Annotated in this window: 15 protein-coding genes and 2 tRNA genes; 3 read left to right on the top strand and 14 right to left on the bottom strand. The window is 38.8% G+C overall.

Annotation, left to right across the window (positions count from 1 at the left end; translation table 11 throughout):
* Positions 1 to 118: 118 nt before the first annotated feature.
* Both G3341_RS02890 and G3341_RS02885 read left to right on the top strand, forming a co-directional pair.
* Positions 119 to 204 (top strand) — tRNA-Leu (locus tag G3341_RS02890).
* Positions 205 to 269: 65 nt separating this feature from the next.
* Positions 270 to 355: transfer RNA gene (locus G3341_RS02885), tRNA-Leu, on the top strand.
* Positions 356 to 451: 96 nt separating this feature from the next.
* On the opposite strand, the gene G3341_RS02880 is transcribed toward G3341_RS02885, so the two are convergent.
* From G3341_RS02880 to G3341_RS02850, 7 genes are all read right to left on the bottom strand, one after another.
* Entirely contained in the window at positions 452 to 712 is a 261-nt protein-coding gene (locus G3341_RS02880; RefSeq protein WP_154622776.1) for a DUF1435 family protein, read from the bottom strand.
* 111 nt (positions 713 to 823) lie between these two features.
* Entirely contained in the window at positions 824 to 1357 is a 534-nt protein-coding gene (locus G3341_RS02875) for a GNAT family N-acetyltransferase (protein WP_154622777.1), read from the bottom strand.
* Positions 1341 to 2993, bottom strand: coding sequence for a Na/Pi cotransporter family protein (locus G3341_RS02870; RefSeq protein WP_163860663.1), 1653 nt, complete (start codon positions 2991 to 2993; stop codon positions 1341 to 1343). Before G3341_RS02870 ends, G3341_RS02875 begins: the two co-directional genes overlap by 17 nt.
* Positions 2994 to 3402: 409 nt before the next feature.
* Positions 3403 to 4842 carry an alkaline phosphatase gene (gene phoA / locus G3341_RS02865; RefSeq protein WP_163860662.1) on the bottom strand — a complete coding sequence of 480 codons (1440 nt, stop codon included), beginning with the start codon at positions 4840 to 4842 and terminating at the stop codon, positions 3403 to 3405.
* 189 nt (positions 4843 to 5031) lie between these two features.
* On the bottom strand, positions 5032 to 6609 hold the full coding sequence (locus tag G3341_RS02860) for an alpha/beta hydrolase-fold protein (protein WP_244316469.1): 1578 nt from the start codon (positions 6607 to 6609) through the stop codon (positions 5032 to 5034).
* Between the two features lie 61 nt (positions 6610 to 6670).
* The gene (locus G3341_RS02855; protein ID WP_154622781.1) at positions 6671 to 7276 is read right to left on the bottom strand and encodes a DUF3156 family protein; all 606 of its coding nucleotides are present in this window, start codon (positions 7274 to 7276) and stop codon (positions 6671 to 6673) included.
* Positions 7251 to 8744, bottom strand: a complete 1494-nt coding sequence (locus G3341_RS02850; protein WP_154622782.1) for an APC family permease — start codon at positions 8742 to 8744, stop codon at positions 7251 to 7253. The genes G3341_RS02855 and G3341_RS02850 overlap by 26 nt, the downstream gene beginning before the upstream one ends.
* Before the next feature lie 398 nt (positions 8745 to 9142).
* Here G3341_RS02850 and G3341_RS02845 point away from each other — a divergent pair, with 398 nt between their 5' ends.
* A complete protein-coding gene (locus G3341_RS02845) occupies positions 9143 to 9814 on the top strand; it encodes a LuxR family transcriptional regulator (protein ID WP_154622783.1) in 672 nt (223 codons plus the stop codon).
* A gap of 241 nt (positions 9815 to 10055) precedes the next feature.
* On the opposite strand, the gene G3341_RS02840 is transcribed toward G3341_RS02845, so the two are convergent.
* The 7 genes from G3341_RS02840 to G3341_RS02810 all read right to left on the bottom strand — a co-directional run bounded on the left by G3341_RS02840 (position 10056) and on the right by G3341_RS02810 (position 15578).
* The gene (locus G3341_RS02840) at positions 10056 to 10826 is read right to left on the bottom strand and encodes an N-acetylmuramoyl-L-alanine amidase (protein ID WP_154622784.1); all 771 of its coding nucleotides are present in this window, start codon (positions 10824 to 10826) and stop codon (positions 10056 to 10058) included.
* Positions 10827 to 10966: 140 nt separating this feature from the next.
* Complete coding sequence (locus G3341_RS02835; protein ID WP_154622785.1) at positions 10967 to 11764, bottom strand: methylenetetrahydrofolate reductase; 798 nt, start codon at positions 11762 to 11764, stop codon at positions 10967 to 10969.
* Positions 11765 to 12363: 599 nt separating this feature from the next.
* Positions 12364 to 13389, bottom strand: coding sequence for a hypothetical protein (locus tag G3341_RS02830; protein WP_154623690.1), 1026 nt, complete (start codon positions 13387 to 13389; stop codon positions 12364 to 12366).
* A gap of 16 nt (positions 13390 to 13405) precedes the next feature.
* On the bottom strand, positions 13406 to 13936 hold the full coding sequence (locus tag G3341_RS02825; protein WP_163860660.1) for a fimbrial protein: 531 nt from the start codon (positions 13934 to 13936) through the stop codon (positions 13406 to 13408).
* Between the two features lie 14 nt (positions 13937 to 13950).
* Positions 13951 to 14451 (bottom strand): fimbrial protein, encoded by a 501-nt coding sequence (locus G3341_RS02820; RefSeq protein ID WP_154623692.1) that lies wholly within the window; start codon positions 14449 to 14451, stop codon positions 13951 to 13953.
* Positions 14444 to 14842 (bottom strand): hypothetical protein, encoded by a 399-nt coding sequence (locus G3341_RS02815; protein WP_154623693.1) that lies wholly within the window; start codon positions 14840 to 14842, stop codon positions 14444 to 14446. Before G3341_RS02815 ends, G3341_RS02820 begins: the two co-directional genes overlap by 8 nt.
* 28 nt (positions 14843 to 14870) lie before the next feature.
* Positions 14871 to 15578 carry a fimbrial biogenesis chaperone gene (locus G3341_RS02810; protein WP_154623694.1) on the bottom strand — a complete coding sequence of 236 codons (708 nt, stop codon included), beginning with the start codon at positions 15576 to 15578 and terminating at the stop codon, positions 14871 to 14873.

Here is a 15578-nt window from a genome sequence, read left to right as displayed (position 1 = left end):
ATAATTGTTGGCCGTTTTTACATCAAAAAAATAAAAGTGCAATAAAAAATTATTGACGAATGGCAAAATTAGCCTAAAATCCGCTGCGTGCTATTGCGACAAGATAGTGTCTGATATTGCGAGGGTGGCGGAATTGGTAGACGCGCTAGCTTCAGGTGTTAGTGTCCTTCGGACGTGGGGGTTCAAGTCCCCCCTTTCGCACCAGATAGACTCTCTGTTTTAAGGTCCACATTAGACTTAACAACAATAGCTGAGAATTGACAGTACCTGCGAGGGTGGCGGAATTGGTAGACGCGCTAGCTTCAGGTGTTAGTGCCCTTCGGGCGTGGGGGTTCAAGTCCCCCCTTTCGCACCACTGTTAATATCGTTCACCAAGACTCAAAATTGCCCATCTAACTCATCTGCGTGCAATAACAAACGCTTTTGTCATCACCTCTTTTATCCGCCATCACTAAGTATTATGTTGTAATACCAAAGCAATCAAACTACATAACAATGCAATAACAGCAGGAACAATTAATAAGTGCCGCGAGCCTCGATTAAACAACATTGCCGCGGTCGCCAGCATGGTGACGATAGTGATAATTTTCAGGCTATTTAGCCCCATATTGCTGAGTAGATAAATCACGCTCAACAAAATAACCGCAAAAACACCCCATAACCCTGCGGCAGAGCGGCGTAAATAAGCGCTTTTTGTTACATTTATTGGCATAGCTACCTCAACAATACAAATGATAATGATTATCAATCATATCTTGTTTTTAACAAAAAACAACCGTTTTGTTGAGGAAACGACACGCGTTTAATCGAAACTTAAAATAACTTATTCATCAAATAGATACACAAAATGTATATCTTCAGGCTCTAACGCAAATAATTCAGGATCAGGCCGTTCAAGTAGCTTACATCCCATATATTGGTAAAAATGCACTGTATTTTCAGAAGGTGTTGCTGATACATACAACCCAGCGGCTCCCTTCTCTTTCGCTAGCTCACAACATTGATTAAATAACATTCCACCTAAGCCTTCACCTCGATAGCGATGGCTAACGTGCAAAAATGATAACTGAAGTAAATTATGTTCTTCGCCACGCCAGACGTTATCTAGGCTTGCCGCTGCGATTAGCTCATCTTGGTCATATACACCAATAAACACCGCGCCATTATCATAACTTTCGAGTAAATGTGGCGTATAAGCTTCAGGCTCACCTTCAGGCCAACCTTTCATATCAAAACGTTGTGCCGATAGCACCAACTTTCCATCTTGATGAAGATAGAGATTTTCGATTAATTCTGTTCTATCAATTGACCAAACGGATGGAATTTCATCACGTTGTAACTCACGTATTTTTCTCATTTTCTAAACTCAATTGTTCTTTACGACTCTCTGCTACACCTTCTAAAGCATGGTAGGCGACAGCACAAAATAATGAATTCAACCGTTTCATATCTCCAAGTAGGCTCACATGTAAGTTGCTAGTATCTAAGCTTTGCATATTTTGTTCATGCAACCTTTCCACATGTGCGTAAGCAAAACGCTGGTTAATAAGACGGAAACGATGTTTTGCCCGTCGTAAACGTTTTGCATTATCAATATCGGCTGAAACAAAAACAGACATCCCTAAATTTAAATTAGCTTGCAATCGCTCAAGTAATGAATTCAATTCTTTATAGCCTTCATGAGAAAATGAGCGACGATTATCAATGGACTTTTTGACTAGCTCCGATGTCATGCGATGGATGATAGTCGAAGATTGCTGTAAATTGAAAGCGGTATCAATAATTTCAGCCCAACGCCTTGAATCTTCTTCACTCAATTCACTTTGTTGTAATTGTGCGAGATACAGTTTAATGCTGCTATGTAGCATATCCACTTCTTCTTCCAAGCGGCTGATTTCCCTTTTTTGCTCCTTATTGCCATTCAAGACATCGGTAAAGCGCTGTAACATCACGCCCAGCACATCTCCCATACGCAATGTTTCTCGTACAGCATTGGCGATAGCAAGTGAGGGGGTTTCTAATGCGCTTTTATCTAAATAACGAGGTGCTATTTCTTGCTCCATTGACGGAACAATAGGGATTAATTTATTACATAGCCTCGCCATTGGACCCACAAAGGGTAGCATGACTAAACAGCGAGCTAAGTTATAAAAGACGTGAAAATAGATCACGATTTCGGCTTCATTAAAGCCGTAGTGGCTAATCCATTGTGCAATGGGTTTAACCCAAGGTAGCACGACGGCACAACCAATTAATTTGAATAGTAAGCTCCCAAGGACAACTTGCCGCGAGATCTCATTTTGTCCGCGGCTACTCATCATCGCGAGTAAACCACTACCTATATTGGAGCCAATGACAATACTTAAACTAATGTAGAGTGGTACTAAGCCTGTCGCACTCAACGTGGCTGTTAATAGTACAGCCGCTAAACTGGAGTAGCTCACCATAGCAAATAGCGCGCCCACCAGCAGCGCTAAAACCACATCGCCACTCAACGAGGTAAAGATAGCTTTCACTGCGTCAGCATGAGTAATCGGCTCTGCCGATGCCACAATTAACTGTAGTGCAAGTAAAATTAAGCCTAACCCAATACCAACGCGTCCAATTTGACCCGCCCTATTTTTCTTCTGGCTCAAAAAGGTTGATACCCCGACCAGAATTAACAGAGGCGATAACCAAGAGAGATCAAAAGTTAACACCCTCGCCATTAACGCCGTCCCAACATCGGCACCAAGCATAATAACCATTGCAGGCGTTAATGAAATTAGCCCCTGAGAAACAAAAGAGATCACAAGTAATGCTGTTGCATTACTGCTTTGAACTAATGCGGTGACCCCTACACCAGAAAGAAAGGCGCTTGTTCTTCGATTGACGCTTTTCCCTAAAATTCGGCGTAGATCAGCACCAAAAACCCGCATAATACCGGTACGGACAATATGAGTCCCCCAAACCAGCAATGCGACAGATGATAAAAGATGTAAAAGTGCCAGCATTGAAACCCTATGACGTGATATTTGTTATAGTTAAGACAATGGTGATAAAAACTATATGAGTGTTTTTTAGCGGAAGAAAATAGCCTTCCTCACTCTTGATGGATGAGCTAATTAGATAACTAAAAACATTATCTTATTAAATGAAATCGTACAATCATACCTTGTTTTTATTGTTTTTCAAAAAGTTAACAACAAATTACTCAGTCGTTGTATTGGTGATAGAGCCGTTTAATCTCTCATAATCAGCTCAAACGAACTCAAACACCTAATAATTTTTTATACCTGAATCGATGAATTAACGCAAAACAGTTAATGTAAGAGAGCGTAAATCGAGGGAAAGAAGATAAGACAATAAATAAAAAACCCTCTACAACTTCCTATCATAGAGGGTTTAGCTTACAGGGTTGGTTTATTGTTTCAATCCCATGGCATCACGCATGGTAAAGAACAAATCGGTTTGGTCAGTCAATCCCATGACGTTAGCAGCATGTGGGCCATATGCTGCAACGCGTAATTGAGTGCCAGTATGCTCCTGCGACTCCGTTTCAGAGTTACCGTAGTTAACGACCATGACGGAACCATCTTTTGTAATCAGAGCTTGAGTCAAGCCAGGTGCTTTAACGCCTTGAGGAACAATTTGGCTAGAGTGAGCATGGTCAGCTGTCACAATAATTAGTGTGTCCCCATGTTTTTTCGCAAACTCTAAACCAACCTGTACGGCCTCATCCAATGCCACTGTTTCACCAATTTGACCACATGGATTCGCGCTATGATTCTTTTTATCGATGGAAGCACTCTCAACCTGTAAGAAGAAACCATTAGGGTTAACTTCTAATAACTCGATCGCTTTTTTAGTCATTTGAGCCAACGTTGGCGCATTTGGATCTAACTTAGAATTCGGTTTACACTCAAGCGGCGGGTTATCAATATTGCCATGATATGTCGCTTTAGGGCCTTCCCAAGCAACAGCCATATTACCGTCATGGAATAGACCTAAAACAGGTTTGTCTTGGTTAGCAACAGTGACTGCATCTAAGGATTTCGCATCACGAACAATATTAAAGCCACGTTCCTTTGCTTGCTCTTCTAAGGTTTTACCTTGGTAATCACCCACTTTTGCAACTTGCTTAAAGCTCTTCGCACCACCCCCTAACGTGACATCCGCGCGGGTAACCAGTAGTTGCTCAGTGATTGAACCACGACCACCATTCTCTAAGGCATTGGTTGCACATTTTTCAGACGTTTCTTCAGGTCCATAACATTTACGACCTGTCACATGAGAAAATTGTGCAGCAGGTGTCGCGTCTTGCAACTCAGAAGTCGTAACATTACCAGTCGCTTTACCATTACGTTTAGCAATCTCAAGTAAGGTTTCATGGTCTTTACCGAATACATCGACACCTAAGGCGCCATTATAGGTTTTTACACCAGTAGACCATGCCGTTGCAGAAGCAGATGAGTCGGTAACATAGTCAGGTTTTTGTGTTTTTTTACTTAATGCATAGTGAGTATATTGACCCGTGATAGGCAATGCATCAATGCCTTTAAAGAAACCACCTGCGCCTTCTGCATAGTTACGTGCGACGGTAATTTCAGAGTCGCCCATACCATCACCAATAAACAGAATCACGTTTTTCGCTTGCTCGTTATGAAGCGCAGATTTCATAATATCTGTTTGTTCTTGGGTTAAACGACGAGCACCACCAAATTGGGTAACATCACCTTGTGCAGCTCGGTGTTGTAAAGCAGCATCATCTTTAGACGTGGATGCGGAGGCGGGAATAATACTACCAAAAACTATTGAACTTACTGCTACAGCTAGAATCGATTTCATGCAATGATTCATCATAATCATTTCCTTGCCAATAAAAGAAGTTAAATATGTAATTGCTTCAAATAATGACTGGCATGCTAATCCTGCTAGATGACAGTTGAATGACGCTTTTGTGTCGAAAAGAAGACGATTGCCATAATATGCAAAAAAAGCAGTCCAATAAAGACTGCTTTTTGCATTTTCTATCACTAATAGATGACATTATTATTTCGGTGGTTCAGCCATCAAATAACGAGTCCCTTGATATAAGGTTTCACACCAAGAAACATAATCATGGCCACTCGGAAGCTCTTCGGCCTCCACTTGATACCCTTTATGCTTTAACACATCCAATAATCGATAATGATTTTGGATTATCCCACCCCAACTACCACGCTGTTCGAATAACCCTGCCTCAAGATAAAAACGTAACGGTTTTTTCGACATTTGTTCGATTTCGCGGATTAGCCATTCAGGATCTTTGCCTTTAGGTGCCCACCAATAAGAACCGGACATACTGAGCACATTCCCGAATAATTCAGGATGTGACAGAGCATTCCAAGTCGCCCCCAAACCACCATAACTCGACCCTGCAATAATGGTGGATTTTGCAGGCGCTTGAATACCTTTGGTCGCTAAAACAGGCATAAGCTCTTTAGCAAGCATAGCAGGGAACTCAGCGTTTGGTGGTAGCTCCACATTTCTGCGCTCAGAGCTAATGCTATCGACAAATACCACATACATCGGTGGTATGGCTCCTTCTGACATCCACTTATCAAAAAATTCAGCCATTTTGTATGTTTGTAGATAGATTTGCCCATCTAACAAAACGAATACGGCAGGTTGCTTCATGGCCGCCTTAGGGCGATACACATAAATTTGTCGATCATTATTCAGCACATTGCTGTGGAAGCTAAATGATGTCAATTGACCATTAAGTTGATGACCTTCTATCTGAGCAAAGTGACATTGACGTTTTTCGGGTGATAGTGACAATAATGAAAAACGATTATAGCGATCATTTAGCAGTGATGGGATCGCCTGTGCGTTGAAAGGATCCGCTTGTGCTGTTGCTAGAATTGCCTTGCGCTGCGCAAACCCACCTTCTGTCACTTTTGGCACATCTGGCGCAATTTTATATTGCGATAACGTATCATTCGGCACGATAAAAGTGCGGTACCAAATATCCGTATTCGGTATATGAGCCATGGTCTCATGGTTACCTGAAGGGGCACCTAAAATATAAGCATTCGCTTTTGCTCCACGCCATAAAAAAGTGACTTTCTGCTGCCCTTTCTTATACTCCTCAACGAGCGGGGTGCCCTGCTCTTTCACCTCTCGCCAAAAAGTATCTGTCGTTTTCTCCTTCAGGTGTTTATCAATCAATGCCTGTAACTTAGGGCTATCAATTTTATTTTCTGCCTCAATCGCCAAAGGCTGGTAATTCGATAAGTTGAATTTAAGATTCCATGGCTGAGCAGGGGCGCCCTGTAAATTGAGATAATATTGCCCCTGAGCAGGGACAATATAAGAGACGGAGTGAGGCTCTGCGTGTGGCATTTTTTGCAGCAGTACACGGATTGGTGTTTTAGTACTGTCAGTAAGTACGATATCTGAGATCCCATCCCCCTCTTGGCGGATATACTGTTTATCAGAAATTTCAACGAATAAACAGCTATGACCTTCACTATCATGAATACCCTGAATAGAAGACGATAATTCATCTAAACGAATACACTCCGATACCGCCGCCATCGCAGATGACGAAAATAAAATACAACCAATTAAAGGTAACGATTTCACATCAACTTCCATTGAGAGCTAATTTAATAGCGAACATTACTATCAAATTAATATTTCAAACTCAATGATTGAGATAATGTTTTTCCATAAATTGGTGGAACAATTGCAACACACTCAATAAACGATGTCTTTGTTCCGGCGTTAAACGTAAATAGCGGCGTGTTGCAGGAATTCGGCACACCAGCTCTGAAGCGGTAAAAGGTTCTATCTCACAAGACCAAACACCATTACGAATATGCAAATGACAATCATTAAAATCGAGCTCGGCTAACGTTTGCGAAATGATCGGATACTGTTGCAATAAACTAATGAGTTTTTGCCCTTCTTCATCTTTAGAGACAAAGTGAATATGTTTACGGCGTAAACTCCCCGTGGTTTTCACCGAAATCTGTGCATTGATAGCCTCACCACAATGCCCAGTCACAGAAAAGCGGCTAAATACAATAAAAGCCATAAATAACGTTTTAACGCGTTCTGTCACTTGAACAGTCAGTTCACCGTGTGGATGTATCAGGAGCTCCCCCGGAGCTCCCCATTCACATTGATACGGTAAAATATCACGCTCTAGTCTATTCAGTGTTAAGCCTTGTTGATAGCCAGCGGGTAGACGTTTTTTACTTAAACGTTGCCAAATAGAGCATTTAGGCGAGGTTGCGTAATGGTTCAACTTTCACCCCCTTCAACTCTTCTTCGGTAAATGTACTGGATAACACCTGCTCAACTGAAACCGGTTTAAACGGATTCACTTTTTGTACAAACACGGTCCAAATTAAAGCATAGCTTGCGGTTAGCCCTAACATAATAATAAAGGGAATATACACATCTGACTTGTTCATACCTGGTGGCGTAATATAGACGATCGCTAAAATAATCCCGACACTAGAAATAATTTGTGGAATTGGGAAAAACGGCGAACGATAAGCACGGTGCAAATCAGGGCGACGAATGCGCAGTGAAATAACCGAAATCGTAACTAATAAATAGGCGGTTCCCCATGAACAGACGGCTGCTAGCACGAGCGGAATGATCCTATCTAAATCACCTTGAATTGCGAATGTATGTAAACAAGGGATCATTACCGCAACCAAAATCCCAAAAACTGGTGTCTTAAAACGAGGGTGCAGATAAGCAAAAATACGCGGTAATGCACCATCAAGAGCCATACCATAAAGAATACGAGGCACCGCCGCCATCAGGGTATTAATCGTTGCTCCACCCGCTAACAATAACGCAATACCAATCCAATATTTACCAATATCACCAAAGACTTGACCAGCAAAGGCAGGGATCGCCATTGGGGTTTCTAACAAACTAATATTATTCGCAGGGTCCACAATAACGTTTTCAACTTGATTAGTCATGGCCGCACCAAATAAGAACATACAGAAAGCGACACCACATAATCCAGTTGCCATAGCACGAGGGATCACTTTGGCTGAATTCTTAATTTCAGGTGCCATTGGTGTCACCAACTCACAACCCACAAACATGAACATTGCCATACCAACAAAGCTCAATACTAATGTCGGGTCCGCAACATTTAAACCGAGTCCAAACCACCCTTCAACAGAAGCATGGAAAGGCATCATTAATCCGCTGATACTAAAGATGACCAACGTACTCCACATCGCAAAAGTCAGAACAACTTCTACTTTACTAAAGGCTTCAATGCCAAATGCATTCAACAAACCAAAAGTAATCACTAAACCGACACCAACCATCCAAGATGTATTACTACTTTCCATCACGGTATTGAGACTCTCAAAATTCACCAATGCCATGATCCCTGACAAGATTGTTTCAGCCGTTCCTGCAAAGACATGCACAATCAAGTAGGCCGATAACGCCCCCGTGATTGCCCAGAAACGCCCCATACCACATGAAATATAATCGTAAACAGAACCTGATGTTGGCAAAATAGCCGCGGCTTCAGAAAATGTCGTCAACTGGGCTTGCATCATGATAAAACTCAGCAACACGGCTAGCGCAAAAGTATCACCACCAATTCCGAAACCGCTTGTCACCGTTAAGATGACAGGGCTTGCCATAATCACGCCCACAGAGCTAGCGAGAGTGGTTGGAAATCCCACCTTCCCCTTTTCAATGTGTGACGTTAATTTTGAGGACATATTCATTTTGCTTCCCTCTCTTTCTCAGTACGCAGTCAAGATTGTGAATTTTTTGTAAAAATAGAGTGACTGTATTGCAACTATAGAAATAAGCATAAACATGCCGCTATCGTCCTAAAGGACGATACCCATAGGGAGGGATAATTTCGAGGAGACATACGAAAAGTACCGAGTAAATGACATCAAAAATGAATAAACCAATAAATATCAATAAATAGCAACCTGAGCGTTCATTAATATATTAATAAACAATCAACGAAATATACTGATTGGCGAATTGGTTGAACTGGCTTATGACCGATGAAGTTCAAATATTGTAATCAAGCTCACGTTATTAACATGTTTATTTTATGTTAACGAAAATTAATTGCATGATAATAATTGGACCAACTATGGAAGGGAATATGATGAAGACACCCTCTTTGTGCTACCACCAGCGAACATTGATTAACTGTTGCTTGAACACAATTGCTCATATTATTCCTGTTTCAGCATCCGTTTATTATTTGGTGGACGATCTTTGGCAACCTGATAACCATGTGCTCTATGGGATCAGCTCTCGTATGCATCAAGATTATTTGAAACATTTTTATCAATTAGATCCGTTACACCCTGATAAATTCCGTGGTGATGATCTGCGTTTAGTTAGAATGGCGCCGGACATGAAACAACAAAGCCAAGAATTCTATAATGATTTCATGAAGCCCAACAACATCACTGACATGGCAGAAATATTTATTCGCCGTAAAAACAAAATTATTGCGGGCATTTCTGTCTTACGCGATACGCCATTTCAACAACAAGAAGTGATGCGACTCAACGCCATCCTGCCTGTCGCTGAATTAATGACATTTGATATTTTACCTGACTCGTTAGTTTCTTATACGCCGAAAGAACAAGAAATCATTCACTTAGTACGAGAAGGAGCAAGTAACAAGCGCATTGCCATACAACTTGGCGTATCGCTATCTACTGTCAAAACGCATTTACGCAATATTTTCACTAAAGCCAATGTTAGTAACCGTACAGAACTCGTTTCATCCGGTTTTATTATTCGCCAAGAAAAGATGCTGTAAGTGCTTAGACACAGCCCTTAATGAATTCATGGAAAAACCAATATATTTGATTCATTGACCATCACAATTATTTGTTTATTTAATAATACAACATGGGAGTAAATGCATTGGCAACGCCCCTATTACGTTACTCTCCAAATAGGCTTGAACACCAATGCATTTCATTCTTAAATAAATACGTTCACTATCATACTCAATGAAGTATTAGGCAAAGTCCTGTTATTCAACTAACGCCATGACATTAAGGGAAGTACTTTTCAACTAGCGCATAAAGGATCGCAACCGTCTCAACATCAGCAATACCATCATAGTTTTCTGGTCTAAAGTGAAGCTGAAAAGCGCGAATTAGCATTTTATAGCCATTATCTGTATTCGCTTTTGAAACGTCATACCCATAGCGTTTTAGCTTCTCTAAAATTTCTGCTTTTGCTGGTAATCCCCCGTTATATTTCTGCATATAACAAGATTTAGTTGCCTCATCATACCAAGCCCCAATTCCAGCATCATAAAGTTGTTTCCAAGGAAACGCTGCACCGGGATCACTTTTACGCCCATCAGGTGCAATATCCGCATGTCCGACAATATTGGTAGGAGTAATATCAGGGTAACGTTCGATAATATTGCATGCTAATTGTTTGATTGCTTCAATCTGCACTTCATTATAAGGCGGAAAAAGAAAATTCCCGTTGTTATCTTGAGCTTCATTGACAATTTCAATACCTATCGAAGTATCGTTCAAGTTAGTTCTACCGGCCCATGTACTCACGCCTGCGTGCCAAGCTCTTTCATTTTCATCAACTAAATTAAAGACCCTCATCTCCTTAAATCCAGCATTTGTATACATTTTATCTGTTGGGTCGGGAACTAAATAATGAGCACTTACAGCGGCATTTCCTGATAATGCATTAACTGAACCTTGAAAATTCAAAGCAGTATAATGCATGACTAAAAACCTTACTCTACGATTAAAACCTTTTATTGAACGGTACGCATTGTAATCGACTTTTAACATTATCATGCCCTCATTGATACTGAATTAGCCTAACAAGGATAAAATTAAAACTGATTATCATCCCCTATTGTTGTCGGGATAAAACCAATATTAATTTCGCTGGAAAAAGTAGTTCACTCTGTCAGTGATATTCAGATAACTCATCTCAATTTATCAAATAGCTTTTTGACTATCTCTGCATTATTTAATGTAAAAAAATGCAATCGCTTGTTCTCTTTTATATACTCTTCGATTAGAAATTGAGTAAGCTGAATACCAAATTCCCTATGGTTATTAATATTACTCGGTCTTATGTGTTTCTTTATCCATAATGGATAATCGATCGCATTATTTTTCAAAAACGACTCGATAAAACTAAAGTTAAGTATAGGCATCATTGATATCGTAATAGGGCTATCATTCCCCAATTGCATTTTCATATAAGAAAATGCATTTTTATTCAAACATAATTGACTAATAAGCTCTGTAACGCCTAGTTGCAATTTTTTTCTTAGCCAATCAATCTCCCTTTCAGGTGTGATACTTTCTTTGTGATAATCAGGATAAACACTGGATTTTATCATTACTTCAGGGTATCGCCCTCGAATAAAATCAATAAGCTCTATGCCATAATTAAATGGGAGTTTCTCATCAAAACGGTGTCTATCACCCCGAATGACAAACAATTCTGTTATATCATTCTTTAAATACTCTTCAATAATAAAACATAACTCACATTCATCTTTATTATTAATCGCAACATGAGGAACAACATTTACATGAGTAAGGTTCTTTAATTGACAACACGTGTTATAGGTATCTCGCCATTCAGTTTTACCTATCTCAGTATTCACTGTATAGAATAGGGGCGTTAACGCTTCAGTATTTTTTAGCAAACGTTCTAATGTATTATCTATTTTAGGCATAGCACTGATTTCAAAGCTCAAGGCTGTTTCCATATACCCTCGCTCTCTAACATTTCGCCAATAAGGCTTCACTCATTCATTAATCATAAGTAACGACATCCCCAAAAATAAAACAATCGAATATTTAAAACAGAGGTCATCTTATACCTTTAATCATTTTATTAAACGTTTATAGATGACGTGAAACACGGTTTCTCAACTCACTATTCAAGTGAGAAAATACGGATTTATTTTAGTTTCATATTCAATAACTTTATCCTTTTATTTAAATTATAGTTCATCATAAGAGGACAACTAAAATATTTCAACAAACAAAATACGTATAAAATAAGTTGTGTTTTTCTATCAACTCAGTCATGGCGCATACTCACGAACTCATCGAACAGACAAAATCAATCAATATTTAATTAATTACGAGGCTGATATAGGAAATCAAACGATTAATTTCATTATTATTAGCGTTTATGATTTTGAGAATTAAAAATGGTGAGAGTGAACTCAAAAGATGAAGAGAATCATAAAAAAAGCATATATTAAATATCGTTTATACTGACTCGTTATACATGTTAATATCAATAAAAAATGGTGAGAATCAATCCTTTGATTTTCACCATCGTCAAACACAATTCAAATTAAATATACTCAAAGATTAATACACCACCACCACTCATATTACCTACCGATGCATTAGCCCTATTTTTTCCTAATGTCATACCAATATCTAATGTTTTATTTGTAATGCCTTGTAGAGTGGTAATCAACTGTTTTTTATTATCCACGGATAACTCACCATACCAACCCGATGACGTATTACCTAAATCTAAACTAGTACGAGTTGGATTAGCACTATCAATGGGTTTTGATGGTCGGTAAGTCACTTTAATATTACCGGGATGAGTACAACTCACCGTTATTGCTTTAGTCAGATTTTTACCTTCTGCTAATGACTGAGGTAATGTACCAAAATTAAAATCTAATTGCGTTTTATCAACTCGACAAGTATTCACCACTGTGACATAAAAGTTTAACCTTGCTGAGTTTTTAGGCTGGATTAGTGCAACGGAACTTAACCATTTACTAGGTACCTCCGGATTCCTTACCCCAAACAAAGTTGTATCCACTTGAATAATATGCGGTGTATTTCTAATCGGTAAATTTGTATTACTAATTAACGTTACTGCCGTTTGCCCACTAAAAGCCATCGGCGTATAAGGTACTGAATTGCACACTGCACGCCCGACATTACCTGCACTTTGACCTATTTTGGCATATTGAGTATTAGGATATCCCGAAATTGATCCCAACGATTGAGGTAAAACAATTCTAAAATCAAATGCCTCCCGCGTTACAGGATCAACATACCTCACGGTATTGGGTACGATAACATACTGCACGTTAATTGAATTAGGAGAACCACCATAAGGAGCACAGGCACGAGTCCCCCAAGCATATTCTGTCATTCTTCCGCCAGAGCTACTTAAAATGGCATTCAACGTTAAGTTTACACCATTAAAATTAGCCCCCGTCCAAGTTGTATTTGCGGTAAACTGAGTGCCGTTATATCCCATGACAGTCCAATCATCAGGGTCTCCAGCGGAGCTAATATTTGAAAAAGCAAATAATACGACTGGTAGTAAAGAAAAAATTTTTTTCATCATAAGACCTAATTCAGATTTATAAATAACTCATCAAAATAGCCACCGTACTGTCAAAGCTACCTTCAGTTAATAGTGATTTATCAGGTGTAATTAGCGATGCACGAAGAATAAATGAGCCTTCTAGCTCATGACTTCCAAAAGGGATCCATTTATTTAAATCAAGATTAGTATTTTCTTTTGTCAACGAAATACCTAATCCCTCCTTTGATGTGCGTAAGACATTATTACCTACCTGTGTATAAGTGCCATATTTTGTCGGATATAAATATATGTTCATCACTTTATTAGCGGGTACTGAACTACCCGCGCAGCTATATTTAAGTTGAATATCTTGATAAGCAGTTCCACTCTCTACGTCAGAAAAATCAACGTTATCAAAGTTCACAAACAAGGGTGATTGATTATTATTGCCTAAAACGGTACAGACCGGAGCAACAATCGTGGCACTAATATTTATTCTGACATCGGCACGACCGCTATTAAAATCAGCGGCAAGACTCCAATTGGATAGAAATAATAATAAGAGTAACCGTCTTGTCTTTATCATATTATTTCCTCTTATTAATTATAATTAACCATAACACTTGCTGTGCCATGAATAGTGCCAGGTTTAGCGAAATCACCTTTAGTTAAAAAAGCATTTAAAACTAATTCTGCTTTACTATCATTAGTCACCTGTACTTCTAAAGGTTGATTAAATGATATAGGCTCTCCACTCATGCTTTCTAGACCGACAATGAGACCAGTTCCACCTTGCGTTTTCAAATAATCAACACCATTTCGCCTATAGACATTAGTAGAATCTAATGAAATTTTTATAATCTTATTCATCAGTGTCGGTGTACAATTTTGAAATTCAATTGAAAATGATTTTTTATCCGAGATATTGCCACCGACTTCAATATAGCCTAATGAATAAGGTATAAATTGAACTATTATCTCTGATTGTTTAATTTCACATTTCTTATCAACTAAATTACCATTAAAATTAATAACCAATTCACTGGCAAAAGTGGGAGATACCATCAAGCTAAGTAATATGACCAGTATTTTTTTAATCATAGTCTAGCTCCATAATCACTGCTCTACCCTTAATGTTTTTAGTCTGTAGATAAACATTATTTCGCCCCGAGAATAGCGTCTGAGGTGCCATCACTTGCTGATTACCTTCAAGCACTTTCGCTTTTGCCTGTAATGGAATTTTTATATTATTATCATTAAACAAACATTTATCTAACTCAATAAAAAAGAAACTTCCAACATATTCATTAGCTAAAATGACACACGGAGAGTACATTAAACTTATTTTAAAATTCAGTTTTCCACTTAATTCATTCATCTTCATTGCAGATGTCACATCATTCGAAGGAAAATAATTATTTTCCTCATACTGAGTGGCCATGCTACTAAATGAAATAAATAAAGTGTAAAACACTAAATAAAAATACTTCATTGCACTCTCACTTTGTTAGCTCTGAAATTTATTGTTTATCAGCTTTACAGACAGATGCATTACAGTTAAATGAAACTGTTGGTCTTCCGCCATAGTCGTTAATATAAGTAAGATAAGGCTTTTGAAAATGAGCAGTCTTGACTTGATAAGAACCAAAAGGTTCGATCATAAACGAATCAAAGGCGCCATTTTCTGACTTATTTTTATCACCGGCTAAGCCTATCACGGTCAAATAAAAAGGTGATGTATTTTTAACCACATAACCATTACTGACAGATTGTAACTCTAAATCTAAAGCCCAATTGGTTTTTGCCTTATCTAAAATTGCCTCTGGGCGATAGAATAATTTAATTCTTGACTGTAATGCGACCTGCATCACATTCGGTTTATCACTTTTAGGAGGGATCTCTCTTAAATTAAAGTAATAAACAGACTCTCTATCTTTCGGTAACTTAGATACATCCGTCGTCGAGATTCGAATCATACTTTTGACGTTTGGTTCCAAACGTTGAACCAATGGTGTTGCAATTAACGGCCCTGTTGTTAATTTATTACCATTTTTATCATCAATCCAAGCCTGAGCTAAATAGGGTAGAGTATCACTTTGATTCTCAATATTAATAACAACTGGATTAGAACTCCCTTCTACAATCGCTCTTGTTCTATCAAGAGAAACCGCGGCCATGCTGTTATGTGCTATAAATAATAGTGGAATTAACAATAATTTATATTTCAT

It is taken from the genome of Providencia vermicola (genome assembly GCF_010748935.1).
Taxonomy (GTDB): Bacteria; Pseudomonadota; Gammaproteobacteria; order Enterobacterales; family Enterobacteriaceae; genus Providencia; species Providencia zhejiangensis.
The sequence above is the reverse complement of the archived record's forward strand: the minus strand, read 5'-3'. Positions and strand labels throughout refer to the sequence as shown.

Excerpts from the sequence above, each read along its gene's own strand:
- phoA (WP_163860662.1), bottom strand. The coding sequence starts at position 4,842 with ATGATGAATCATTGCATGAAATCGATTCTAGCTGTAGCAGTAAGTTCA.
- G3341_RS02825 (WP_163860660.1), bottom strand. The coding sequence starts at position 13,936 with ATGATAAAGACAAGACGGTTACTCTTATTATTATTTCTATCCAATTGG.
- G3341_RS02830 (WP_154623690.1), bottom strand. The coding sequence starts at position 13,389 with ATGATGAAAAAAATTTTTTCTTTACTACCAGTCGTATTATTTGCTTTT.
- G3341_RS02875 (WP_154622777.1), bottom strand. The coding sequence starts at position 1,357 with ATGAGAAAAATACGTGAGTTACAACGTGATGAAATTCCATCCGTTTGG.
- G3341_RS02845 (WP_154622783.1), top strand. The coding sequence starts at position 9,143 with ATGATGAAGACACCCTCTTTGTGCTACCACCAGCGAACATTGATTAAC.
- G3341_RS02815 (WP_154623693.1), bottom strand. The coding sequence starts at position 14,842 with ATGAAGTATTTTTATTTAGTGTTTTACACTTTATTTATTTCATTTAGT.
- G3341_RS02850 (WP_154622782.1), bottom strand. The coding sequence starts at position 8,744 with ATGAATATGTCCTCAAAATTAACGTCACACATTGAAAAGGGGAAGGTG.
- G3341_RS02840 (WP_154622784.1), bottom strand. The coding sequence starts at position 10,826 with ATGTTAAAAGTCGATTACAATGCGTACCGTTCAATAAAAGGTTTTAAT.
- G3341_RS02835 (WP_154622785.1), bottom strand. The coding sequence starts at position 11,764 with ATGGAAACAGCCTTGAGCTTTGAAATCAGTGCTATGCCTAAAATAGAT.
- G3341_RS02880 (WP_154622776.1), bottom strand. The coding sequence starts at position 712 with ATGCCAATAAATGTAACAAAAAGCGCTTATTTACGCCGCTCTGCCGCA.
- G3341_RS02820 (WP_154623692.1), bottom strand. The coding sequence starts at position 14,451 with ATGATTAAAAAAATACTGGTCATATTACTTAGCTTGATGGTATCTCCC.
- G3341_RS02870 (WP_163860663.1), bottom strand. The coding sequence starts at position 2,993 with ATGCTGGCACTTTTACATCTTTTATCATCTGTCGCATTGCTGGTTTGG.
- G3341_RS02810 (WP_154623694.1), bottom strand. The coding sequence starts at position 15,578 with ATGAAATATAAATTATTGTTAATTCCACTATTATTTATAGCACATAAC.